The sequence below is a fragment of the Paenibacillus sp. EKM206P genome (assembly GCF_011066155.1).
Taxonomy (GTDB): domain Bacteria; phylum Bacillota; class Bacilli; order Paenibacillales; family Paenibacillaceae; genus Paenibacillus; species Paenibacillus polymyxa_D.
In genome coordinates this window covers 56,043-81,110 of record NZ_JAAMNQ010000006.1, presented here as the reverse complement: position 1 = coordinate 81,110, position 25,068 = coordinate 56,043, and the positions used below count along the sequence as shown (strand labels likewise).

The following is a 25,068-nucleotide window of genomic DNA, read 5'->3' as shown; positions in this document are numbered from 1 at the left end:
GTTACAAATCAGCTAGTTTCTCAACAGAAATATATCATCCTTTATTTTTTACGAGGTTAAGTTCAATATGACTTCGACCATGTAGCCATAGCAGTTCGTCCAGTAAAAACGTCAATCCATCCTTACTACGCAAACGCTCGATCAGTTCTGTAACGACTTCCATAATCCCACGCTGTACATTCTTCGCTAGTTGGAGGCCCCCACTTTCCCCATCCACATAAAGATGTGGATGGTCCGGTTGTTCTACCTTTCTTACATGTCGCAGACACAGTATCCCATGTTCAAGATAAAAGAAATAACTACGATCATACAGAACTCCCTCAAATAATTCATACATATGAGGATCATCATCAAGTCCATATGTCATGGTAGCCATTTTTAAACTAACTGGATTGCTCATATATTCTTTCACTCCCTCAGAATTCAAATTGTAAGTTCCTATACTGAAATTCTAGTGAAGTAAAACTCTAATTAAAATAATGTGAATTTTTTATTTGATAAGTCCTGAATGTTTGTATGCAATACTGTAATTTATGTATAAGAAGTCGTTAATTGAATACATTCGCAATATGGTATATATACCAAGTTAACTTCTATTTTGTTAATGAGGTACTTATACTATATGTTTTGAATTCTTATAATCAAATTGGAGAGTGATACAATGAATTTTATAAAATCTATTTATACAAAACAAAACGTAAATAGCTCAGTACTCTTTTTTGCATTTTTAGTTTTATATAGTGTTTTTTCTAAGATTGAAATTAAACCCGTAGCTCTTTTGCTTTTTACAGTTGCATTTGCCTTTTTTAATGCCCTGAGTAAATTTGTCCAATCCACACGTAGTGATAATGATCCTAAGTAAGTAATCTCTACATATTAAAAAAGACCTCCAGGACGAATATAGTACGTGACTATACCGTTCTGGAGGTCTTGATTTACATTTTCGAATTGTTAACACCCCATCATGCAGGTTTGCAGACAATTCATTTCATTGTACCCTTTTAAACTACCTTAACAAGGCTCTTCGTTCGGTTTCCCGGCATCTGTAGCTGTACGGAAGCTTGAACCGCAGCCGCATGTAGCTACGGCATTCGGGTTATGAATCGTGAAGCCGCCTGACATTCCAGACTCTTCAAAGTCGATTTCCAGACCGTCCAGGTAGCGGATGCTTTCCTTTTCCACTACAATCTTCATATCCTGTACGTTCATATATATATCCTGATCCGTCTCGTTGTCGTCAAAGCCCATTGCATACGAGAATCCGGTGCAACCACCTGGCGTAACACCCAGACGTAAAAACATATTCGGCGTTTCCTGCTGCTCCAGCATATCCTTCAAACGCTCAGCAGCGGAATCGGTGATGTTAATCATAGCTCCATCCTCCTCTTTTACTTCATGTTCTCCTTCAGTATACTCCACTATTTGCAGGTGCTCAAGTCATGGAATGTCCTTCCCTTACAGGCTTCAAGACCTGTTTTTCTATTCGTTTGTATTGAACACCGGTGGTGTGAGGTTTATAATAGGTGAAGAGTGTGTAAAAGAAACTGTCGGAAATTTGTCATTTCAAAGGCGATATTTTGAGATATTCATCATTGTAGCCTGGCATTGTAACATTTTTCACATATCGTATATCCGCGCTGCCGGATTTTACCGACGGAACGGGACATCCTGTGCGCATCAAGCGCTTGTACCGCTGATTTGGCGGACAGCCTCGCACAGAGCAACTTGAAGGAGGAATAGGCATGTCCACATTAGTTACACCTTTTACAGACCGCAGAATGGCGGAAATTGTAGAAAAGGTACAGAACGGGATTCGTTTGAACCTCGAAGATGGTATATATTTGTATGAAACTGACGATATCCTCACACTGGGTCAGTTGGCTAACGAAGCTAATTTACGCAAGAACGGAAAAAAGGTTTATTTTATCGAAAACATGAGCCTGTACTTCACCAATGTATGCGAAGCGCGCTGCGCGTTCTGCAATTTCCGCAAGGATCAGGGGGAGGACGGCTCTTATACGTTGTCCGGGCAGGAAATGATTGATTATGTAGAGCAACACATCCATCCGGGGGTAAGAGAATTTCATATCGTCGGTGGTCATAATAATCATGTGCCTTTCCAATACTATGTAGACTCATTGAAGGCGCTGAATGAAAAATATCCCCACGTTACACTGAAAGCCTACACAGCAGCGGAAATTGACTTTTTCACACGCATAAGCGGCTTGAGTATTAAAGAAGTGCTTGAGGAGCTGCAAAAGGCTGGACTTCAATCCCTGACTGGTGGTGGCGCAGAAATCTTGTCCGACGAATATCGCAAGAAGATGCGTGTTACGAAAGCCAACGTGGACCGCTATCTCGAAGTACATCGCACGGCCCACAATCTCGGCATGAAAACTCATACGACTATGCTGTACGGTTCGGTCGAATCGTATCAGGATCGTATTGAACATATGCTGCAAATTCGCGAATTGCAGGACGAAACGAACGGATTTATGGTATTTATTCCACTGTCCATGCAGCCGAAAAGCAAAAACGCCAACATTATGCGTCGTAACTCCGCTTACGAAGATCTCAAAACCATTGCGATCAGCCGCCTGATGCTGGACAATATCGACCATGTCAAAGCTTACTTCATTAATATTGGCCCGCAATTGACGCAGGTCGCTCTCACCTTTGGCGCATCAGACGTCCATGGCACGATTGTGCGCGAGCAGATCAGCCATGCCGCAGGTGCGTTGACCCCTGCCGGATTGACCCGTAAAGAGCTGATCTGGCTGGTCAAAGGTGCAGGACGCATACCTGTAGAACGAGACACCTTCTATAACGAAATCGAAGTTTTCGAATAAATGTAATATCGGATTCAGATTTCCCGCGAGCATATCATCCCCATTACTCACATCATGCAGCATCATGCTGCCCCGGAATACGCTGGTCTGTCTGCCACAGGCAGGCCCGATTCTCGGGTTTTATAACAACAAAAACTTGTGTTAGATCGACGAGACACCAGACCATTTGCCGGGGACACGGTAGCGAAAGGAAGGCGGATTTTGATGAAAAATTTCGTTATTCTGGGGGGCGGCTATGGCGGCCTTACCATTGCCAAAGAATTGCTGGATAAACACATTCCCGACGATGTTCAAGTTATTTTAGTGGATCGAATGCCCTTTCAGGGCTTGAAAACAGAGTACTATGCCCTCGCAGCAGGTACGGTTTCTGATTTTGATTTGCGGGTGCATTTTCCAGATGAGCAACGTCTTATTCGCAAATACGGAGAGGTCACCTCGATGGATCTGGAGAATAAAATGGTCCATTTTCAAGACGGTGAACCCTTGCCCTATGATCAGCTTGTCATTGCGTTGGGTTGTACCGACCGCTTTCACAATACACCGGGGGCTGAAGAACACAGCTGTACGATCCAGTCGTTTAACCATACCCGCCAAACCTATCTGCGCTTGAACGAAATCAAGCCATATGGACATGTCCATATTGTAGGCGGCGGTCTTAGCGGTGTTGAGATTGCAGCGGAGTTACGTGAAAGCCGTACGGATTTGAATATTACCATTATGGATCGGGGCGAGCGGGTGCTGTCAGCATTCCCGCAACGTTTGTCTGCCTATGTACATGCTTGGTTCAAGGAACATCAGGTTAATGCCCTGAACCATGTTGCGGTTTCTCGTATTGAGCCGGGGGCTATTTATAACCGTGACGAGCAAATTGTAACGGATGCAGTGGTATGGACGGCCGGGATTCAGCCGGTAAAAATTGTGCAGGATTTAGCCGTCCCTAAAGACCCTCAGGGTCGCATCGTGCTCAACGATTACTACCAAATACCAGATCATCCAGAGGTATATGTGGTCGGAGACTGTGCCAGCCTTCCCTACTCTCCAAGCGCTCAGGCGGCAGAGGTGCAAGGGGAACAAATCGCACATATTGTACGTGATCTATGGAAAGGTCAAACGCCTCACCCGCATCCTTTAAAGCTGCGCGGTACATTAGGCGCACTTGGCAAGAAGGCCGGGTTCGGCTATGGCTTTATGGGCAGCACTTCATTGCGCGGCCGTGTACCACGCCTGCTTAAAAGCGGTGTGCTCTGGAAGTCCAAACGCCATTTTGGCTGATCATGCTAAACAAACAAAGAAGACCCGCTCCCAAAGCAGGTCTTCTTTGTATATTGCGTGTATGGGCTAACAGAGCATTATATTTCAATCCAAGTCTATGTTATCCCATGCTTCAGCTTCCTTAATTTTGTTCATAATCACTTCGTACAGAAGCTCTGCTGAATCTGCGGATACAATCTCACCATTGACCATCGCATAGGGTTCCGCGTTACACTGACCGCAATTACTTAGGCAGCCGTATTCAATCACATCATAATCTGGATTCTGTTCCAGCTTGGACATGATTTCATCAGTGCCCCAATGCATATTACTGGTGCAAAACTCAATAATAGGTCTTAACATTTTTTCACCTGCTTTGGATGACGGGCATTTTAATTTGGCCCGCTTTGTAATATAATAATAAAGGTATAGGAAAGGAGTTGAATTCTAATGAGCGAAACACAAAGCGTTCAAATGTATGATGAAGTAGCAGATGTACTGGATAAGCTCCGTCCGTTCCTGCAACGCGATGGCGGCGACGTTGAGCTGGTTGACGTTGAAGACGGCATCGTTAAGCTGAAGCTGGTAGGCGCTTGCGGCAGTTGCCCAAGTTCCACAATCACGCTGAAAGCAGGGATTGAACGCGCTCTTCTCGAAGAAGTCGACGGCGTCCAAGAAGTGGTACAAGTATTCTAATGCTTGATGCATAAGATCATGAGAGTCTTGACTTCGGTAACGAAGCTCAAGACTCTTTTTTGTGTTACAGCGTCTGAGGGATCACTCAAGCTTATATGGTTGGCCGAATGGGGTCCAATCCTCCCGATACATCCATAATATTGCCTGTTATAAAATCCGAATGCTCCTCACACAAATAGGCGATCACTCGCGCAATGTCCTCTCCGCTCCCCGGACGCCCACGCGGTGTCTCTTTATCCTGCATGCCGATGACATCGGCGATTGACATTTCCTTATTTGCTCCTCGAATATCCCCTGGACAGATCATATTGACCGTGATGCCATAAGGAGCCTCCTCCACAGCCAGTGACTTCGTAAAAGACACCAGCCCCACCTTGGCGGCTGCGTAGACGGCGCGATGCGGCCAAGCTCTCGCTTCTCCAGCATGACCAAAGCCAAAATGAATAATACGTCCCCATTGCTGGCTACGCATGTGAGGCAATACCAAATGATCCAGCAACATGGTACCGACCAGATTCCCTTGTATCATGGTATGAATCTCAGCTACACTGTAATCCGCAAACAGGCGGCGTTCCCGGATGAACGGTCCAGCATTGTTCACCATAATATCGACTCCGCCTAGCCGATCCTGGACTTCACCAATCAGCCTCGTGATATCTTTCTGAACAGTGATATCCCCTTGTAAAGACAGGCAGCGTACTCCCTTAGACTCAATCACCCGCTTAAGCGCTTCGGCTTCTGCTTGGCTATGCACATAATTCAGCGCAATATTACAGCCTTCATTCGCCAGACGCAGAGCGGTCGTTTTACCTAAACCTTTGGCACTACCCGTTATGAATGCGACTTTATCTCTCAACAATTTTCCTCCTGTTCACAGAGAACGGTCACCCCCAAGTATAAAATATTTAAGCTTCCCCTACAACTCTATCCAAAAGAAACCCCAGTCCTCTTGTTCAAGAGAATCTGGGGTTTGCGTGCAATGTGTTCTCGTTCCCTACTTAAAATGCCGGGATAATTGCGCCTTGGTATTTATCTTCAATGAATTTTTTAGTTTCTGGGGATTGCAAAGCTTTAAGCAGCTTCTGAATCGCTTCAGAATCTTTATTATCAGGACGAGCTACCAGAACGTTAGCATATGGAGAATCTTTATCTTCCAGTGCCAGTGCATCCTTCGTCGGGTTCAGCTTAGCTTCCAGAGCGTAGTTCGTGTTGATCAACGCAATGTCCACTTCAGGCAACTGACGTGGCAGCATAGCCGCTTCCAGCTCCTTGAATTTCAGGTTTTTCTTATTTTCAGTAATATCTTTTACCGTAGCTTCAATGTTGCTTGCGTCTTTCAGCTTGATCAGACCTTGTTTTTCCAACAACAACAATGCACGGCCTCCGTTTGTTGCATCGTTCGGAATGGCTACCGTTGCGCCATCTGGGAGTTCATCAAGCTTTTTATATTTTTGGGAGTAGATGCCGAAAGGCTCCAGGTGAACCGCGCCCACAGAAACCAAATTCATTTTGCGCTCTTTGTTCATAACATTCAAGTAAGGTACATGTTGATAGAAGTTAGCATCCAACTGCTTGTCAAACAATTGAACGTTCGGCTGTACATAGTCGTTAAACTGAACGACTTGGAGACGAACCCCTTCTTTTTCCAACTGAGGTTTGATTGCTTCCAAAATTTCCGCATGCGGCACAGGAGAAGCTCCAACTTTCAGCTCCACTTCACGTGGTGATCCGCCTGTATTTTCGGCCGCATTGTTTGTATCCGATGTTGTGCTCTTTGTGCCGCAAGCAGCCAGCACCGCAATTAATGTCAAGCTTAATACAGCCAATACCCATTTCTTCATGTTATTACCCCTCCAATAATTTGTAATATTCAGGAGCAGACGTCCTGATCAATAAGGATATCTATATGTTTTCCCTATTTTCGAGTATAATGCCGCACGAGACGGTCTCCCGCCATTTGCAGCAATTGAACCAATACGACCATCAGCACGACCGCAACGATCATTACAGCCGTTTCATAACGATAATAGCCGTAGTTGATAGCCAGTGTACCCAGTCCACCGCCCCCGATCATCCCGGACATTGCCGTGTAGGATACGAGTGTAACGACGGTAATGGTTAATGCGGCTAGCAGTCCCGGAAGTGCCTCACGTAACAGCACACGCCGGATAATTTGTCCTGTCGAGGCCCCCATTGCTTGTGCGGCTTCAATGACACCCTTGTCCACTTCACGCAGAGACGTTTCGACAAGACGTGCGAAGAATGGGGCAGCCCCGATAACCAATGGTGGGATGGTTCCCAACACCCCGGTCGAGGTACCTACCAGCGATCGTGTAAAAGGAATAAGTGCAACGATCAAAATGATAAATGGCACGGAACGTAAAATGTTAACGATGAATGATAATACAATGTATATCACCTTCATCAGAGTCAACGAGGAGCGGCTCGCCAGAAACAATAATATGCCGAGCGGCAAACCAATAATGAGGGTGAACAATGCGGATGCACCGAGCATCTGAAGGGTTTCCAGCGTAGAATTCCCTAGCTCTTCCCAACTCACTTGTGAAAAATCAAGTTCGCTCATTGTCCGATCACCTCCACATCAAGTCCTTGCCCAGACACTTCGCGCAGCGTATGCTCTATATCCTCATGATTCCCTTCAAAACGAACGATTAGCTGACCATAGGGTACATTTTTAATCGTAGATATGGTTCCCTGCAAGATCGCAAAATCAACCCCAGTGCTTCGAGCCGTACGCGACAGAATCGCATCATATGTTTTGCTGCCCAAGAAGGAGATACGTACCACCTGCGCCGACTCGCCGCCACCTGCTGCCGCAATCGCTGCTTGCAACTCCTCGGGATGTTCTGACTCCCGCTGGATAAAGTCCTTGGTTACCTGGTGCTGCGGCTTCAAAAATACTTCCGCCACCGGACCTTGCTCCACGATGTCACCCTGATGAATGACGCCAACTTTATCACAGATGCTTTGAATGACATGCATTTCATGTGTAATCAGCACGATAGTCAAATTAAAGCGCTGATTAATATCCAGCAGCAATTTCAGGATAGACCCCGTCGTCTGTGGATCAAGCGCAGAAGTCGCTTCGTCACACAGCAATACATGAGGATCACTAGCCAACGCCCGCGCAATTCCTACTCGCTGTTTCTGTCCACCTGAGAGCTGTGACGGATACTTTCCACTGTGTTCTTCGAGACCCACCAATTCCAACAGTTCACGAACCTTCTTGTCCAACTTCTGCTTGGGCGTGTTTACCAGCCGCAACGGAAATGCAATATTGTCATATACCGTCGCCGAAGACAACAAATTAAAATGCTGAAAAATCATTCCGATTTTTCGGCGCTGCATTTGTAACTGGGATTGACTCACAGTAGTGAGGTTTACCCCGTCTACCCATACTTCACCTGAAGTAGGGCGTTCCAATAAATTAATACAGCGGATCAATGTACTTTTCCCTGCCCCGGAGTGACCAATCACTCCGAATATTTCTCCACGCTTTATAGAAAGATTCAACCCAGACAGCGCATTAACGCGTCGGTTGCCTTTGCCATAATGCTTGGTTAACTGCTTAAGCTCTATCAACGTGCTGCGACCCCCTTCACTCTTCCTTACCCTTTTAACCAGTTGTCATCTCTCAGGATTGTATAAAATCGCTATTTATTTATACAAAAAAGAGCCCCTTTCACAGAATGAAAAGGGCCCCACCTTGCGAACCTTTTCTCATCTGCCAAAATCGCTATAACTCTAGCGGTTTTGTAGGAATTAGCACCATCATGTTCCCTCCCAGTGTATTACACCGGGAAAAAACGGGTTGCCGGGCTTCATCGGGCCAGTCCCTCCACCTCTCTGGATAAGAAAAATATGTTAAACTCCAGCTTTAGCTGTCCGTTAAGTTTATATAAAAAATATAATTCAGGCATTTTTCTGAAACTAGGTTTCAGTATAGATAGTTTACATTGCTTTGTCAAAGGATATTTTCTATCATATTTTTGGGCGTACTGCCCGGTTCTCCCATTGTTTCGCAGTATAAGTAAAGGCCTTTGACAGCGACCGACATACCATTTCCAAGCCCTGCTGCAAATCTTCCAAATGGTGATCGAGATCCTCCAGTTGGATTTTTCCATACAAAGCTCGGTGCCGTTGCCAGAGATCATCCTGCATTTCCGTATTCATATAGTGTATCTCCGTATTACGCCGCTTACGCAGCCGATTGATGGCATCGTTGTATGTGTCCTTGATATCATTTAAATTATCGGTCAATACAGGATGCATTTTGAGATACTTGAGCTGTCGCAACACGGTAAAATACGAATAATGAGCCTTATACTGCCCTGTTTTTAAATCATACAGATCATTCAGCCAGTTGCCCAGCTTATCCAAAATGGAAAATACCCTCACAAACCCATCTTTATAAAAGAAAACATACAATGCATAATCGGATTTTTCATCCTCACTCATATCTTCAGCATATCCGGCTTTCACTTTCATACGGAAAAAGGCGGTAGCATGATGGCTCTGCTCCAGTTCATCCAGAGATGACATTAGACCACGTGTCAAAATATCCGCCTTCCGAAAGTCGTGGGTCGGATCTCCACCAGCCTGAATTTCCCGCTCCAGCAGGTTTAACATATCTGACATGCTATTCATGGCATCCAGCAAGATGCCCTTGTTCACACGTGGCGGCTCACCCAGTAGCTTGCGTATCATGCTTACGCCTCCTTATAAATGTAAAATCCGGCTGTAGGTTTAATTAGGGCGTCAAGCGAAATAACTCGTCCATCGTTGATCTACAAGCTTAACAATATCCTCACGCGGTAACACCTCATTCGGATACCCAGGCTTCATACGCGCATCCACTACAATCGGCAGCTTATAGTTCAGATGATGCAAACGCACTTCGCTGTCCGCGTACATATCCGTAGCCGGGTTAAAGCGAGTGAATACCGTCCATAGGAACGAGGCTTGAGAGCGAACGACTTCTTTGGCATCGTCCACAATGAAAACGAGCGGCCACTCTTGCTCACCCGCAGCTAATCGCTCCAAAACACGTGCCGCCAGCTCAGGATCTTGCTCAAAAGACGCACCCGATACGACGAGGCAACCTCCGCAATAGGGTTCAATTTCACGAATCCCCGGCAGATCGCTTCCCTCATAAGCACGAGGCAATTCACGTACAGGCTCACCTATTCCCATCAGGATCGCCTTACTGCCATGATTCAGCTTGCGGCCTGTGTAATCGAGTGTATCGTGTGACGTGTGATTGAAAATAAATAAATCCCTTGCTGGATTAAATCGCTCCAGAATGGTTTCCAGCAGCAGGTTAAAGTCAGATAAATCAATGACTCGATCTGTCAGCATCAGGAACTTGGTCAATGACAATTGACCTTGACCCAAAATGGTAAAACCGGATACAAGCGCTTCACGGGAGTAGCTTTCACGTACGACTGCCGCTGCCAGCGCATGTACGCCCGTTTCCGCATACGCCCACAGGGACTTGACGGAAGGCATCACAAGCGGATAGGCAGGCGACAGCAGACGTTGCAAAAACTCACCGAGGTAGTAGTCTTCTTGCCGAGGCTTACCTACAATGGTTGCCGGATAAATGGCATCCTTGCGGTGATGCATATGTTTGACATGAAATACAGGGAAATCATGCTGTAATGAATAATATCCAAAATGATCGCCAAACGGGCCTTCCGGACGGCGTTCATGAGGTGGCACATAACCGCTGATTGCAAATTCTGCTTCTGCTGGAATCCGATGACCCCCAAGCGGGTCCTCTGTCATGGGCAGCTTGCCTCCCATAATAAGCGAAGCCAGCAACAGCTCAGGCAAGTTTTCCGGTGCTGGAGCAATGGCAGACGCAATCAGAGCAGGCGGGCCACCGATGATAATCGTCGTAGGCAACGGCTCATTACGCAGCTCCGCTTCATGATAATGGAAACCGCCGCCTTTATGAATTTGCCAGTGAATGCCCGTCGTCTGATCATCATAAATCTGAATGCGGTACATCCCCAGATTATGATCCTTGGGCTGACCTGGCTTCTCGGTATACACGAGTGGAAGGGTAATAAACGGTCCTCCATCCTCATGCCAACTGGTCACTTTAGGCAGTGGTGCCAGCGGAGCCTCTGTACGGCGAACTCCCAATACAGGAGCCTCGCTATGAGATACTGTTTTTAGGCCTACTTTTAGCATGTCCTTAATCAGGCCACGTTCATTCCACAATGCTTTGGGTGTAGGTGGAAACAATGTTTTGGTTGCTCCTACAATCGCATCCATCAGTTGCTCTGGGCGCGGGCCAAAAGCCATGTCCACACGGCGATTCGTGCCAAACAGATTACTGGCTACAGGAAACGGAGTTCCTTTTACATTCGTGAACAGCAGTGCCGGCCCTTCTTCCTCAATGACTCTTCGATGAATCTCAGCCAGCTCCAAGTAAGGATCGACAGGTGCCTCTATAATTTTAAGATGATTTTCTTTACGCAGTGCTTCAATAAATTGGCGCAAATTCTGGTAGATCAACTGGACGATTCCTCCTAAGCAAATCAAGCCCTCGAGAAACTCGTGGGCCTGGTTTGTTTCTTATATGCTATTATACGTGTTTAAACGCCACTTGGGCAAAAATCCGCTTCACTATGATCTATGAAATGCTTAGGTACGTTGTGCTTGGGTCGGAACAAGCTTGCGATCCGGTGACAATTGCCATACACGATAGCTCAGATAAGCCAAGATGGAGAACAACGATGCAATCACCAGCATATGCCCCAGCACGATAAACATGTAGATTTCAGGTCTGTTGACGTACAGCAAGATAATTCCAATCACCACTTGAAGCAGGATTAACAAGACCGATACAACACCCAATATACGGATGTCCCGGTGATTCGGGTGATAACGGTATGCGTAGTGACCCACAGCCAAGATAATGACGAACAGCAGACCGGCTGAAATCTGATGAAGCAACAGTGGAGATATGAAGCCTCCAATATTTACAACCTTCTGGATGACCGAGTGACTAAGCAACGCCCCTGAATAGACAGCAATATAGGTATAGATCGTCGATAGCCATATAAAATTACGAAAGCCCCGACTGACAGGCCCAGGAATCAGACGCGGAGTGTGGCGTGAGTCCGCATGCTCCTGCCAGGCCCCCAGCGTCATCATAGTCGCACTGGCAAAAGCGATAAGCGCAAAGCCAAAATGCAGTCCCATGACCGCAGCTGATTGGGAGAATATGACAGCCAACGCCCCCATTGCACCTTGTATGATCACAAACAAGAGCGTGAGCAGCGAGAATAGCTGTAAATCCTTTCGATGCTTCATAAACAGCAAAAAGCCAACAAATGAGGCGATAGAAAGAATCCCGGCCATGGCACTGACGGAGCGGTGAGAGAACTCAATAAGGGATGCGATCGTATGTGCCGGAACCAGCTTACCATTGCATAGCGGGAATTCCCGGCCACAGCCCAGACCCGAATCCGTCCGCGTCACAACACCTCCACCGAAGGTAGCCAAAAACATGACAATACATGTTACGAGTGCCAGCCATTTTAATATTCTAATTTTGTTATTCAAATTCACCCGTATCCTTCCAAATATAATATTTATTCACTTTATATGTTGTGAAATGATCACTTATAGTAATTATAACTGATATATCGTTCCTTGACATACGAGCTTTGTTGACAAAATGTGAACGTGTTCGTGAGAAAGCCGCCCCCTTGAAAGGAAGCGGCTTTCTGAATGTCTTGATGTTTAAAATTCAATTTGGAACCTTCATGTATGCATGTACAGCATTCATTATTTTGCCAAGCTCGCATGGACTTCAACAGCCCGATCCAAAAATTGCTCAATCTCCTCGCGGGATTTGCGCAGTCTGTTCACCAGACGTACCAGTTCTCGCCCTTCACTGTAAGCGATAAAGCTAGGAATCCCCAATACATTCTGCTCTTGACTGACGCTTTCGGCCTGTTCTACATCAATCTCAATTAATGTAAGCTTATCTGCATATTGTTGTTCCACATCAGGCATGAACGGATCAATGAAATGACAATCCCCACACCAGTCCGCCTTAAATACAGCCACCGTTACGCCCGGAGTGGATATTGCCTTATTAAAGTCTTCATGAGAGACGATTTTTTGCATGGATGATTCCTCCTTAAATTCTTTTTATACTGAAAAGATTGCACTTTCTATTGTAACGCCAAGTGAAGCTTTTGCACACTCCCCCATTCTGCTCACATGCCGATTGGAAGCCCTCTCATTGAGGCATACTAAAGATATACTTAAGAATCCACCACATAAACGACGACATCCTAACAGCATACCCAACTTACTTGGCAGGATACGGGGATGCTTGCAGTTGGAAAGGAGGTTATTTAGTCATGTCTCTTACCGAATGGCTCCATACGGCATCTCGACAGCTTCAGGGAGGGCTAAAGTTACTGGGTTCCGTTCCCCGTGTTGCTGAGGAAGCTTGGGAAGGCAAACGGGCAGCCTGGACCGAATCCCGCAAATTACGCTACCCCTTGCGTGAACTAGCGTGGGATTATCATACGGCACAGGCCGCTATGAATGAAGCTGAAGCGTTAATGTTGGTGAACGGACCCGCTACGCGTCCCTCTTCTCTGAATATGCCCTTATGCGAAACAGACTGTGAGCTGCTGGAGCGGATCAAGAACGATACAGCACAGGAGAATCGCAGCAACGTTACCCGCACTGCTGCTTACCTTGAATGCTATCGTGGCTACCCGGAGTTACACTGGGCATTACTGGCTCACCTGGTTTCTCGTAATGGCGGCTATCATATGACCGATCTGAAAGGGGGACTGATTGACAACCTATTCGGCGAGCAGGAAAAGGAATGGCTGTATCGGCTACTGGAGCGCTGTAACGCCCTTATTTTTCAAGACGCTTATCCGCAGTTGCAACTTTACATGCACAGCCGTCATTTAGGTCGGAGTTGCTTTCATTTGTTGCCTTATTTTCACGTTTCGCCATTCATGAAGCCCTTTTGGGAACGTTTCTGGGCATGGCGTGATAGCTCTCTGTTGACTGTGGCGCTCATCATTAATGAACAAAACTATATTGAAGGACGTGTGGTAAAAGATCCGTATTTTCAAAAATTTGTGACACACAAGCCGGGCTTTTATTTGCATGACTGGCTCCAGCTTAATCAGGTTATATTTCCACTTGGGCTAAACGGTGGGCTTGCTGGACTAGTGATGGAGCGTTTCGGCCATTTGGACGAGCGGATCGGCTTTGGCAAAAGTCTCTATGCTATGCTCTTCGGCCATCAGCAGGTGCTGGACCAGGCATCAGCATTCGCTAACAGTGTGCCGCATACGGGTTCACGCAGCGACTATTGGCCTGGACTATTCACCCCGAATGAACAAAAAGCGTTGCACTCTCCAGATGAAAGTGCAACGCTTTTAGCACATGAATGGCTACCGCCAGGACAACGTCTGTACAGCCCGGAGCTGAACGCCGTCTGGTCCGATACAACTTATGATCCAATCCCCCGGTATGACTGGTTTCAGGACGGCTCCACACTTGGGCATCTAAGCGAACCAAGGCGACCGCTGTTATTTGCCATGCGCCACGAGCATCGCCATGGCATACAAAAAACAGCAATGGCCCACGTTGCCCATAACAGCTTGCAACCTTTCCACTGAAAGACTGGAGAGCTCTTTTAGCCTCGCTGTCCTGTGGACTCACGCTGTAGGCGCATTAACGGACGTAGTACCTTTTGCAACATACGTGGGTAGTTGCCCAGCTCGTCCCTGCGCAATACGCGCAATACAACCAGCAACACCAAGTAGCATACCAGTACAGTCGCTCCGGCAATGCAGCATGCGATGAAGAAGGCTACACGCGCAGGCATCAGATGCACCAGCAGAATACAGGCTTCATTTACACCGTATCCGATAGCTCCCGAGACGACGACTGCGGTTAAGAACCCTGCCCAGCGACGGCCCATGATGGAAAAGGAGACGATCCCTTTAAGCACACGCAAATTCAGCAACGTGATCACGAGGAAACATAATCCGGTTGCGGCAATGATCCCGTAAATCCCAAGCCAACCAGCCAGCAGCCAGCTCGCTGCAAACTTAACGACGATACCGACCATGACATTAACCATTGAAATACGCGGCTTGCCCATACCGATCAGTATTGAATTAGAAGTCATCATCGTAATCTGGAATATCGTTCCGAGTGTCAGAACAGCGATGATACCACTGCCTCCAAGCGAGCTGAACAGTAAACCATTAATAGAATAAGCGGTCACACATAAAGCCAGCACAATCGGCATTCCAGTCAAAATAGAGATACGCAAAGCCAGCGTCATCTGATTTTGTAAATGCTGCTCATCCTTACGGGCAAATGCCGCTGAAATGATCGGAATAAGCGATTGACTGAGCGCAATGGCCAAAATCGGCGGAATTCCCGCCACACTCTGTGCCCGAGAGCCTAGATAACCCAACTGAGTAGTCGCCTGATCCAATCCCACTTGACCAGATAGCAGTCTCACCACAATCGACGTATCAATAAAGTTGACCGCCGGAACCGTCAGAGACGACAATACAATTGGAATGGAAAGCTTGAAAATATCTTTGTAAATGCGCATCATCGGTAGCGCGGAGCTTTCCTCTTGGAATTGATCTTGACGATCCTGTCGATCCTGACGACGCAATTTTACCGTGTAGTACAACATGACCGCCAGAGCGCCAAGACTTCCCATGACACCCCCAAAGGAGGCCCCAGCTGCAACCTCGCGATCTCCATAACCCAGCTTCAAAATAATAAAAGCGAGTATAATAGCGGTCGCTACCCGTGCAACCTGCTCCACAATTTGTGAAATACCGCCTGCGGTCATATTACCGCGCCCTTGGAAGTATCCACGCATCATAGCAATGGCAGGGAACAGCAGTAATGCTGGCGCCAAAGCCTGAATGGCCAAAGCGGATTGCGGAACCCCTGCTACATGCTCGGCAAAATAAGGCGCTCCAAAATACAGCAGCGCTGTAATGATAATGCCTGCCGCAGCCGCGAATATCAAAGCCGCACGATACACACGTCGCGCTTCCGAAGGTCGGTCCAGTGCATAACGTTCTGAAACCATTTTGCTCAATGTGCTTGGAATGCCGGCCGTAGCCACCGTGAGCAGCATCAAGTAAGCGTTGTTCGCAATGGTAAACGAGGCGTTCCCGACGGAACCGAGCAGATGCTCCAGTGGAACACGCTGTACCAGACCAAGCACTCTGGCCACCAAGGCGGCAGCGGCTAAAATAAGCGTACCTTTAAGGAATGTTTCTTTATTGGACAAAATGCGTTCCCTTCTTTCTTGCTGTTCACACGCATGCAAAAGCCCCGCACAAACTGTCATGGCCTGAGCCATCACCGGTGCGGAGCCGCATGTCGATTCTGTCTCTGCAAATCATAATAAACGAAAATGAATCTCGGGTTATAACACCCAAATTAAGAATACAATAATCATGGCAAGCTGCAAAATCACTTTCATCACGGTGCTGGTAAAAAGGCCTAACACAGAGCCAAAGCCCACTTTAATAGCTCGGTCCAGCGGGGCTTTGCTTATCAGCTCACCTAGCACAGCGCCAATAAATGGTCCCAAAATCAGGCCAAATGCCGGAATAACAAAGGGGCCAATAATAATCCCGATAGTACTCAGTATCGCTGACAGGCGCGAGCCACCAAATCGCTTAACTCCCCACGCATTCACAGCATAATCCGCAACAAAAAGGGCAACGACGATTAGTGTTTGTATAATCCAAAACAGTGCATTGTATGGAGCAAACGAGAAAAACCAGCCGTATACAAAAAATGCAAAATAGATGGCGAGCGCCCCCGGCAATACGGGATATACCGCCCCGGCCATGCCCACAATGAATAGCACAATAACAACAATCCAGCCTACAACGTCCATGGGCCTCCTCCTTCTCGTCCATTCATCCTGCTAGCTGCATCATTCGTTTTATTACACAAGCACATAATCACGGATCACTTCTACAATGCCGTCGTCATTGTTCGAAGCCACGACCACATCAGCGGCTTCTTTAACCGTATCCTGAGCATTCCCCATGGCTACGCCCAGTCCAACCGCTTGAATCACAGCCAGGTCATTCAGACTGTCGCCAACGGCAACCACCTGCTCCAGAGTAATGCCAAGCAGGTCGCACACTTCAGCGATTCCACTGGCCTTGGATATACCAGCTGGGTTAATTTCCAGATTCGTCATTGAAGAATTGGAGATTTCAAGTCCACCCATGTCCTGAAGCTTCAGCAAAATTTGGTGGCGAATTTCGTCATTTTCCGTATTATAACCGAATTTAAGCCATTCCTGTGTGTCCAATGTATTCGGCCAACGATCTCTGTTATATAATTCCTCCGTTGAGTAAGCCCAGAACCAGGAGCCTGTTTCTACAGCAATCTGGTGCATCTTACGAACGAGCTCCTTATCAAGTAAATAACGACGCCACAACTCGTGGGGTGATTTCCACACCTCACTGCCGTTTACGGTTACCATTGGCGTCTCCAGGCCGAGTTGCTGACCGTAAGGCAGAGCATGCATCGCTGCACGTCCGGTGGACAAGCATACATGGATCCCTTCCTGTATCGCCTTGTTAATCCAGTTAATCGTTTCCAAGGAAATTTCATGATTATCATTCAGTAAAGTTCCATCCATGTCGAGCGCAAGCAGTTTGTATTTATATTGGTTCTCTCCCATAGTGTCTCTTCCTCCTGTATGTCCCTTATGTCCAACGACATTTTACCATGAAAAAGAGAAGCCCACAAAAAAATTCAAGTCCTCACTTTGCTGCCAGAGGCTTTTTAGGAGTACCATCTAGCCCATATACTTCGTCATACGCATCAAATATTTTACGCGCAACCGGTCCCGCACTCGTCGCACCAAAGCCCCCTTCAGGAATGATGACCGCTACCGCCAGCTTCGGATTTTGACGTGGAGCAAAAGCGATGAACACCCCATTATCTTTAACCGTACGTCCCACCACCTGCTCAGAAGTCCCTGTTTTACGGGCATAGTCATAAGGAAATCCGTTAAAGGCTTTAACATCGGTAGCCATACCCCGAATCACTGTATTCCAGTACGTATCTGAAAAAGCGACCTCATTCAGTACCTTCGGCTTAAATTCACGTACAAGATTCCCCTGATCATCTACAATTTTGCTGACCAAATGAGGCTGCATACGCTTGCCCTTTGTTGCCAGCACAGTCGTATACTGGGCCAATTGCATGGCCGTATACTTTCCCTGCTGACCAAAGGATGCCTGTACCAAACGTGTCAGTGCACTTTCATGCTTGCTCGTATACTCAAGTCTGCCTGCCCACTCGCCCGGCAGATCTACTTCTGTCGGTACGCCTAATCCAAATTCCTTCATATATTTGTCCCATACGTCAATTCCCTGATGCATCCCTGCATTACTTCCGTATTTGGCATACAGCGGCTTGCCGATCATATCCACCATAAACGTATTTGACGAGACCTCAATTGCCCTGCTAGGTGTCAAAGAACCATACACATGCCCGCTAGAATTTCCAACCCGGCTGGAGCGATTTTTGCCGTAGTACGCACTTCCCGTATCCAGATAAGTTTGTCCGGGAGAAAAAAAGTTTTCCTTCAACCCGATCAGCACGGTCAGTGGTTTAATGGTTGAACCCAGAAGCACTGAGGATTCTGGATGTGGACCCGCTTTTCCGCTAGGCACGGATTTAATGGTTCCATTTCCCATTTTATGCTGAATTTCGTCATATACCGAAGGTGAGGTACTTCCACTTTTCCATACATTAGAGTCATAATCCGGCATACTGGCCATTGCCACGATATTTCCGGTCTCTACCTCCATCGCTACAGCGAAGCCAGTGGTTGCGTCTTGATGAAGCTTCCCCGATACGGCATGAGTATGAAGCCAGCCAAGCTGATCCATAATGGCTTGTTCGGTTTTCTGCTGAATTTCTTTGTTGATGGTGGAATATAAATGATGTCCTTTTTCAGGAGGAGTAATGGATTCAATGCCCTCCGGCATGCTGCGAGGATTGACCTCTACCGTTTTATATCCGTTTTTCCCTCTCAGCTCGTCCTGGTACTGAAGCTCCAAGCCATCATATCCGACCGTTTCACTTTCCGAATAAACCTGTGCCGGTTTTAAAACCTCCGAATTCGCTTCATAGAGCTCTTTATATTTGGGCCGGTTCGTTCGAGCTCCTTTGAACTTGTACATATATCCAATCGTTTGTACCGCCACCCGATCCGGGTCATAATGGCGTACACTTTCTTCTACAACCTCTACACCAGGGAACTCTGTCCGATGTTCCAGAAAATAAGCGATTTCCTCCCGACTCAGGTCGGATTTGACCAAACGTGGGGTAAATCCCCTATATTGATTATAGTCCGGGTCCAGTCTCTTTTTTATTTCCTCTGCATTAAGCTGCTCTCCTTCGGTACGACCCAGTTCGTTTAATTTGGCAGCAAGCTTGGCAGCAAATGCATTGAGCTCAGGGAGCAGTTTTTCCCCCGGCTTCCGATCTTTCTCCGTACGTTTGCTATAATCCTTAGATAAAGTTACATACAAGGACTGTACTGAAGTCGAATACGCCAGCTTAACCGTACCTGTGGAGTCATAAATCGTGCCGCGACTCGGGGCTAACGGGACATTTTTCGTATTTACAGATTGCTGCTGCCCTTTCAGCTCCTCCGATTGTACAAACTGCAATACAGCCAGTCTGGTAATGATCAGGGCAAACAGCACAAAAGCACCAAAAAACAGTAGGTTGGTTCGTAAAACCGTCTGTTTTTTTCGTGACTCTTCATTCTCTTCATCATTTTTCTTTTTGAATGAAAACTTTTTATCCAAACTTCCTCTGTCCATATTAGCTTGTCATTACTCCTTCCAATAGGGCATATTCCTGATCCTACCATATCCAAAGCCATAAACGATGAATTCCGAGATGACAATTTTGTAAGAAAACGTAGAAAAAACATAAAAAAGCTTCCCTCAGCCCAAAGGCTAAGAGAAGCTTTCATGAAATGATATCATATAAAATGATTATGGCTGTTGGGTTGCGTTAGGATCGGTTGCTGTGGCATCCTTTTTCTTAGGTACCCCGTCCAATCCATAAACTTCGTCGTAGGCATCAAAGATTTTACGTGCCACAGGTCCGGCGCTCCAGGCCCCGAAGCCCCCTTCAGGAATAACAACCGCTACTGCAAGTTTGGGATTTTGACGTGGAGCAAAGGCAATAAATACCCCGTTATCTTTTAGTTCTCTGCCCACACTTTGCTGCGATGTCCCTGTTTTGCGAGCAAAGTCATAAGGGAAACCTTTAAATGCGCTGACATCTGTTGCCATCCCGCGTATGACTTCATTCCAGTATGCATCCGGAAATTTCACTTCATTCAGCACCTTCGGCTTAATTGTTTGAACTACATTGCCGTTGGTATCTTTAATTTGACTGACCAAATGTGGCTCCATCCGTTTGCCCTTGGTAGCCAATACTGCTGTATATTGTGCAAGCTGAAGCGTTGTATATTTACCCTGCTGACCAAAAGAAGCATATGCAAGTTTAGATAATGAAGACTCTTTCGAATTATGAGCATACTCTCTGCGTCCAGACCATTCACTTGGTAAATCTACACCCGTAGAAACACCTAGTCCAAATTCCTTCATGTAGCGGTCCCATACATTCACACCTTGATCTTCCTTGGCATTATTAATGTATTTGTTGTACAATCTTTTGCCCACCATATCGACCATAAATGCATTGGAGGAATGCCGAATGGCAGAAGCTGGGTCCAACCCGCCGTACACATGACCCGAGGAATTCCGAACTCGTGACGAATTATTACGCCCAAAGTAAGCCGCTCCTGTATCCTGGTAATACGATGAGGTACTGAATAGATTTTCCTCCAGTCCTACTAACACAGAAAGCGGCTTAATGGTGGAGCCAAGTAGGACAACCGACTCTGGATGTTGACCTGATTGGCCCGATCCAAAGGAGCGAATAGTACCATTCAAGTATACATTTTGTATTTTCTTATAATTATCGCTAGATATATTTCCGGTCTGCCAGTAATTAGCATCATAATCCGGCATACTAGCCATCGCCACCACATTTCCTGTATCCACTTCCATAGCCACAGCAAAGCCTGTTTTAGCATAAGGATGAGTCTTGCCAGATACAGCGTGTGAATGGAGCCATCTCAATTGATCCATAATAGCATCTTCCGTTTTAACCTGAATTTCTTTGTTAATCGTAGAATATACATTATTTCCTTTTTGCGGAGGAGTAACAGAATCTACACCTTCCGGCATATTGCGTGGATCAATCGGAACCGTTTTATAGCCATTTTTCCCTCGTAACTGTTCCTGATATTGATATTCCAGTCCATCAAAGCCAACAGATTCGTTATCCATATAAATGAGGCCCGGATCATTTTCAGCTGACATGGATTTTTGAATATTCTTATATTTATCCAACGTTTCACGCGCACTTTTATAGCTTTTAATGTAGCCAACCGTTTGGACAGCTACCGTATCTGGATCGTAATGACGTACCGTTTCCTCTACGACATCTATGCCCGGGAACTCACTCTTATGCTGCATAAAATAGGCCACTTCATCTTTGTTAAGATTCGTTTTAATCAGACGCGGCGTAAAACCGCTAAATCGCTGATAGTTACGGTCCATAGCGTCCATAATTTGCTCTGCCGTCATTTTCGGCTCATCTTTATTCCCATATTCAGCAAAGCGATTCGCCAGCTTCTGTGTCATTTTCTCCAGCTCAGGCAATAGCTTTTTGTCATTATCACGCTTTTCTTCCATACCATCACTGTAGTTCTTGGAGAGCGTGATATACAGCGATTGTACAGGTGTAGAATACGCTAGTCTGTTCTGCCCGGTGGAATCATAAATCGTTCCGCGAATCGGCGTAAGTGGTACATTTTTGGTAACATTACTGGCCTCCTGCTGCTTGAGCTGAGGTCCATCCACGAATTGAAGTATCGCCAATCTTACAATGATGACTGTAAATATAATGAACGAGCTGAAAAAGAACAGATTGATCCGAAAGCTGAATCTTTTTCGATCAGACGTCCCATTGTCTGTTCCCTGCTCGTTGTCTATCTTTCTCATGTGCCCTTTTCCACTCCTTATTAAATCACTTTATCCTTGATATGTGTTTGGGCAAAACCAGGCGGATTAAACCAGTCCCCACTTTGCGCCCAGGTCGGGTCTAGCGGTACCCACTGATTCTGTCCGCTCAAATATACCTCATTCCAGGCATGGGACCCGTATCCTCCCTGTCCGTTGTACCCAAGGCCTGTCACCACCTTGACCTGTAGCCCCTGCGAACGAGCCATCATTGAGTACAGGCGGGCATAATCAATGCACACTCCTTTACGTGTATCAAACGTATCTCTAGGAGTCTGTTCATGCCAGTCACCACGTTGCTCATAGGCTTCCACCTTACTGTAATCATAGCTAATACGGGTGCCTACCCATTCATACAACGCTCTAGCTTTTTGCTCGTCACCGCTAGCCCCTTCTGTAATCTTGGCCGCTGCCTGAACGATATCGCTTGGAATGTCCCGGTCGATTATTTCATATTTGCGCTGCATGATGCCATTCAGTTCCTTGGTAACAGCCTGCGTAAATACGGGCAGCTTATCCTTAATCAGAGTCCCGGACAACGGTTCAATAACCGATTGCGCACCTTGCTTATAAATCGGTGAAGCTTGTACGTAGCTGCTAAACCCGCTGTTTGGGTACAGACTAACGCCTATGAACAGCAGGGCTATGATCATCATGGCGCGAGCTCCACCAATAAGAGTACCTATTCCGGCCCCTGCCACCCTGCTGAAAAAGCCCGATTTTTTTGGATGCTCATGGAGGGAGGAATCTGATTTGCCACCTACCATCAACACATAAATGGCACGCAGTATAAACTGGGCAATAGCATAACTGAGCATGAACAATACGGCGAATCGCAGCAGCGGAAAACCCTCTATCCCCGCCACAATCGTATAATAAAATTGCTCAATCCCACTTAGTTTTCGCTGTGGCAAATGCTCCATGTAAGCTGCCAGCCATTGTTGCACCTTCGGTGAAAGCCACATGGCTAATCCGAGCGAGCACAAAATACCCGCTACAGTCAGTATGCCATCCACAATAAGACTAAACAGCGCCCCTACAGATCTGGAAGCTCCTCGTCTCCAGCCCTGAATCAACGACAGCAGTACAATGACAATTAAAAACACCGTCACGCCATTCCAATGAAGAATAGGCTCCAGCCAGGATGGTTTCATTGTGTTCCTCCTGTCTCTACGGCGACTGTGGCGACTGTGTTACAGCCGAGCCTTTTGCACCTTCGATATATTTCTTGACGGTATCGCCCATACTCCACTCGCCCAGCGACATCCCCTGAAACCATACCTTGACCTTGTCACCATCAAATGGACCTTTCACTTCCAAGTTGGAGCTGGTTACAGAAAACGTACCATCCGCGTTGGATGTGTATTGGGCATCCCGTCCCTCTTTGATCATCATGTTCAAGGCCTCGCTCTGAACCTTGTTAATCGCATCATCCTTTGCCTGAGTAACGACCTTGCCGACCTGTTCAAAGGAAATGCCACTGTAGATAAGCAAGCCTGCAATTACGACGATGACAATCAGCCATTTTATGAGAGTTCTTACAACCTTCAATATGACTAACAATAGGACAAGCCCAATTAATATATACAGCCAATTATCTTGAACAATCTGCCAATTATGTTCCAAAAACTCTCTCCAGACGCCCTTATCCATTTCGCTACACTCCCGTTTTCAACTACATGATTCGAATTGCAAAATTGTCTCTGTAATTATACATGATTACGCAATGTCCTGTCAGCTTAGGTCTTATACATACCTTGTCTTTCAATTCTTGTCCATACAAAGTGGTCTATGTTCGTCCAATCCAGCGTACAACTTAGGAAGGGCCAGTACGAAGTAACATGAAAGTTTACATTAGGGAAAGGGGGTCATTCACATGAAAACAGCCCTCTGGCTGTATCTCTTTTTGTTCATTGCCTTTTTTGATCTGCATGCGCAATATCCTATTTTGACGCCATTCGCCATCTCTCTGGGGGCAGCTCCTACCTTTATCGGTTGGATGATGGGGATTTACTCTCTGACTCACCTGCCTGGCAATTTGATGGCAGGTCCCAAAGTCGACAAACACGGCAGTCGCCGATATATTATGTTCAGCCTGACAGCTGCAGGCCTGATCCTGATCATTCAATCGTACATCCATACACCGTGGGAATTACTTTTTCTGCGTGCGATTAGTGGCTATGTGTTGGCTTTTTTATCTCCAGCCTGTCTGGCCATGCTGGCGCAACTGTCTGATCATCCGGTTACGCAGGGTAAATATATGTCGGGGCATGGTGTCGTCCATACGTTGGCCTCTGTTCTGTCTCCAGCCGCAGGCGCATTTATCGTAGCCAGTTTTGGCTTTAGCGAGACATTTAGTTCCCTTGGCATCATTCTCGTAATCACGGGGCTTATGGCTTATTTCACCTTACCCAAAAAAGCACCCGCTCCGCAGGCCCAATTATCTGATGGTCATACGACACCTGCTCCACTCTCGGCAGCACAGACGCGGTTACCATTCAATTGGCGTTACCTGCTTTTACCTTTTGTTTTGGCGTGCGCACAAGGCATTTTATTTTATGAGATCCCATTACGAAATAACGGTTCTGCGTCCATGATGTCCACCGGATTGCTTTTTTCCATCATCAGTTTGGGAGCACTCTGTACGCTTAGTTTGCTTTTTCTGAACAAATATTCACCGATGGTCAGGCTACTTTGTGGCATTATTCTGATGTCTTTAAGCTTCTATGCACTCGCCACCACGCCCGAAGCGACAATAGGCATCATCCTGTTTATTTTGGGAACAGCCAAAGGCATCATTTTTCCAGCGCTGGCCTCTCTCTTCATACGAATTGGAGGTGCTCGATTGGGCAAAACCTTTGCCCTGCAATCCATTGCAACGTCAATCGGCTCCTTTGCCGGGCCTGTACTGGCGGGTCAGCTTCCGGATCACATATCCCCTTTTTTTATCGCATTTCTGATTCTGATGGCTGGCCTGCTATTCGTTCCCGTTAAGCGCATATCTCCGACGCCGCCACTGTCTGCCACAGGACCTTATCATTCCTAGCTAGTCTGAGGCAGTG

Annotated in this window: 24 protein-coding genes and 1 riboswitch; of the genes, 6 read left to right on the top strand and 18 right to left on the bottom strand. The window is 46.6% G+C overall.

Features of this window, described 5'->3' with window-relative positions:
* Positions 1–34: 34 nt before the first annotated feature.
* Complete coding sequence (locus G9G53_RS14455; protein WP_165148504.1) at positions 35–400, bottom strand: hypothetical protein; 366 nt, start codon at positions 398–400, stop codon at positions 35–37.
* Positions 401–661: 261 nt separating this feature from the next.
* Here G9G53_RS14455 and G9G53_RS14450 point away from each other — a divergent pair, with 261 nt between their 5' ends.
* Complete coding sequence (locus G9G53_RS14450) at positions 662–862, top strand: hypothetical protein (protein ID WP_029518226.1); 201 nt, start codon at positions 662–664, stop codon at positions 860–862.
* A 149-nt stretch (positions 863–1,011) separates the two neighbouring features.
* Here the strand turns inward: G9G53_RS14450 and G9G53_RS14445 are convergent, their stop codons facing one another.
* Complete coding sequence (locus tag G9G53_RS14445; protein ID WP_013311832.1) at positions 1,012–1,371, bottom strand: HesB/IscA family protein; 360 nt, start codon at positions 1,369–1,371, stop codon at positions 1,012–1,014.
* Positions 1,372–1,742: 371 nt separating this feature from the next.
* Here G9G53_RS14445 and mqnE point away from each other — a divergent pair, with 371 nt between their 5' ends.
* Together mqnE and G9G53_RS14435 are read left to right on the top strand one after the other, a co-directional pair.
* The gene (gene mqnE, locus G9G53_RS14440; RefSeq protein ID WP_029518225.1) at positions 1,743–2,849 is read left to right on the top strand and encodes an aminofutalosine synthase MqnE; all 1,107 of its coding nucleotides are present in this window, start codon (positions 1,743–1,745) and stop codon (positions 2,847–2,849) included.
* A 204-nt stretch (positions 2,850–3,053) separates the two neighbouring features.
* Positions 3,054–4,121 carry an NAD(P)/FAD-dependent oxidoreductase gene (locus tag G9G53_RS14435; RefSeq protein WP_029518224.1) on the top strand — a complete coding sequence of 356 codons (1,068 nt, stop codon included), beginning with the start codon at positions 3,054–3,056 and terminating at the stop codon, positions 4,119–4,121.
* Positions 4,122–4,205: 84 nt separating this feature from the next.
* Here G9G53_RS14435 and G9G53_RS14430 read toward each other — a convergent pair whose 3' ends face one another.
* Positions 4,206–4,463 (bottom strand): YuzB family protein, encoded by a 258-nt coding sequence (locus tag G9G53_RS14430; RefSeq protein WP_029518223.1) that lies wholly within the window; start codon positions 4,461–4,463, stop codon positions 4,206–4,208.
* An 87-nt stretch (positions 4,464–4,550) separates the two neighbouring features.
* On the opposite strand from G9G53_RS14430, the gene G9G53_RS14425 reads away from it, so the two are divergent.
* On the top strand, positions 4,551–4,796 hold the full coding sequence (locus G9G53_RS14425; RefSeq protein ID WP_013311836.1) for a NifU family protein: 246 nt from the start codon (positions 4,551–4,553) through the stop codon (positions 4,794–4,796).
* 91 nt (positions 4,797–4,887) lie between these two features.
* Here G9G53_RS14425 and G9G53_RS14420 read toward each other — a convergent pair whose 3' ends face one another.
* The 8 genes from G9G53_RS14420 to G9G53_RS14385 form a co-directional block, all read right to left on the bottom strand.
* The gene (locus G9G53_RS14420; protein ID WP_029518222.1) at positions 4,888–5,652 is read right to left on the bottom strand and encodes an SDR family oxidoreductase; all 765 of its coding nucleotides are present in this window, start codon (positions 5,650–5,652) and stop codon (positions 4,888–4,890) included.
* Positions 5,653–5,794: 142 nt separating this feature from the next.
* A complete protein-coding gene (locus G9G53_RS14415) occupies positions 5,795–6,637 on the bottom strand; it encodes a MetQ/NlpA family ABC transporter substrate-binding protein (RefSeq protein ID WP_029518221.1) in 843 nt (280 codons plus the stop codon).
* A gap of 74 nt (positions 6,638–6,711) precedes the next feature.
* The gene (locus G9G53_RS14410) at positions 6,712–7,380 is read right to left on the bottom strand and encodes a methionine ABC transporter permease (protein WP_025723588.1); all 669 of its coding nucleotides are present in this window, start codon (positions 7,378–7,380) and stop codon (positions 6,712–6,714) included.
* Complete coding sequence (locus G9G53_RS14405) at positions 7,377–8,399, bottom strand: methionine ABC transporter ATP-binding protein (protein WP_165148501.1); 1,023 nt, start codon at positions 8,397–8,399, stop codon at positions 7,377–7,379. The genes G9G53_RS14410 and G9G53_RS14405 overlap by 4 nt, the downstream gene beginning before the upstream one ends.
* 135 nt (positions 8,400–8,534) lie before the next feature.
* Positions 8,535–8,674, bottom strand: a riboswitch (SAM riboswitch).
* A 124-nt stretch (positions 8,675–8,798) separates the two neighbouring features.
* The gene (locus G9G53_RS14400) at positions 8,799–9,524 is read right to left on the bottom strand and encodes a Cthe_2314 family HEPN domain-containing protein (RefSeq protein ID WP_165148498.1); all 726 of its coding nucleotides are present in this window, start codon (positions 9,522–9,524) and stop codon (positions 8,799–8,801) included.
* A 51-nt stretch (positions 9,525–9,575) separates the two neighbouring features.
* Positions 9,576–11,342 (bottom strand): UbiD family decarboxylase, encoded by a 1,767-nt coding sequence (locus G9G53_RS14395; protein ID WP_165148495.1) that lies wholly within the window; start codon positions 11,340–11,342, stop codon positions 9,576–9,578.
* A gap of 129 nt (positions 11,343–11,471) precedes the next feature.
* Entirely contained in the window at positions 11,472–12,401 is a 930-nt protein-coding gene (locus G9G53_RS14390) for a COX15/CtaA family protein (protein ID WP_029518217.1), read from the bottom strand.
* A 219-nt stretch (positions 12,402–12,620) separates the two neighbouring features.
* Positions 12,621–12,965, bottom strand: coding sequence for a thioredoxin family protein (locus G9G53_RS14385; RefSeq protein WP_025723593.1), 345 nt, complete (start codon positions 12,963–12,965; stop codon positions 12,621–12,623).
* 239 nt (positions 12,966–13,204) lie between these two features.
* On the opposite strand from G9G53_RS14385, the gene G9G53_RS14380 reads away from it, so the two are divergent.
* Positions 13,205–14,494, top strand: coding sequence for a DUF2515 family protein (locus G9G53_RS14380; RefSeq protein WP_029518215.1), 1,290 nt, complete (start codon positions 13,205–13,207; stop codon positions 14,492–14,494).
* A gap of 17 nt (positions 14,495–14,511) precedes the next feature.
* Here G9G53_RS14380 and G9G53_RS14375 read toward each other — a convergent pair whose 3' ends face one another.
* From G9G53_RS14375 to G9G53_RS14345, 7 genes are all read right to left on the bottom strand, one after another.
* Positions 14,512–16,146: a putative polysaccharide biosynthesis protein gene (locus G9G53_RS14375; protein ID WP_029518214.1), complete on the bottom strand. Its 1,635-nt coding sequence runs from the start codon at positions 16,144–16,146 to the stop codon at positions 14,512–14,514.
* A gap of 138 nt (positions 16,147–16,284) precedes the next feature.
* A complete protein-coding gene (locus tag G9G53_RS14370; RefSeq protein ID WP_023990190.1) occupies positions 16,285–16,764 on the bottom strand; it encodes a DUF456 domain-containing protein in 480 nt (159 codons plus the stop codon).
* A 51-nt stretch (positions 16,765–16,815) separates the two neighbouring features.
* On the bottom strand, positions 16,816–17,565 hold the full coding sequence (locus G9G53_RS14365; protein ID WP_029518213.1) for a Cof-type HAD-IIB family hydrolase: 750 nt from the start codon (positions 17,563–17,565) through the stop codon (positions 16,816–16,818).
* Between the two features lie 82 nt (positions 17,566–17,647).
* Complete coding sequence (locus G9G53_RS14360) at positions 17,648–19,726, bottom strand: peptidoglycan D,D-transpeptidase FtsI family protein (RefSeq protein WP_165148492.1); 2,079 nt, start codon at positions 19,724–19,726, stop codon at positions 17,648–17,650.
* 177 nt (positions 19,727–19,903) lie between these two features.
* Entirely contained in the window at positions 19,904–21,988 is a 2,085-nt protein-coding gene (locus G9G53_RS14355; RefSeq protein ID WP_165148489.1) for a peptidoglycan D,D-transpeptidase FtsI family protein, read from the bottom strand.
* A 20-nt stretch (positions 21,989–22,008) separates the two neighbouring features.
* Entirely contained in the window at positions 22,009–23,160 is a 1,152-nt protein-coding gene (locus tag G9G53_RS14350) for a transglutaminase domain-containing protein (RefSeq protein WP_165148486.1), read from the bottom strand.
* 16 nt (positions 23,161–23,176) lie between these two features.
* On the bottom strand, positions 23,177–23,659 hold the full coding sequence (locus G9G53_RS14345) for a hypothetical protein (protein WP_029518209.1): 483 nt from the start codon (positions 23,657–23,659) through the stop codon (positions 23,177–23,179).
* Between the two features lie 223 nt (positions 23,660–23,882).
* Between G9G53_RS14345 and G9G53_RS14340 the strand changes: the two genes are divergently transcribed.
* Positions 23,883–25,052: an MFS transporter gene (locus G9G53_RS14340; RefSeq protein WP_029518208.1), complete on the top strand. Its 1,170-nt coding sequence runs from the start codon at positions 23,883–23,885 to the stop codon at positions 25,050–25,052.
* Positions 25,053–25,068: the final 16 nt, after the last annotated feature.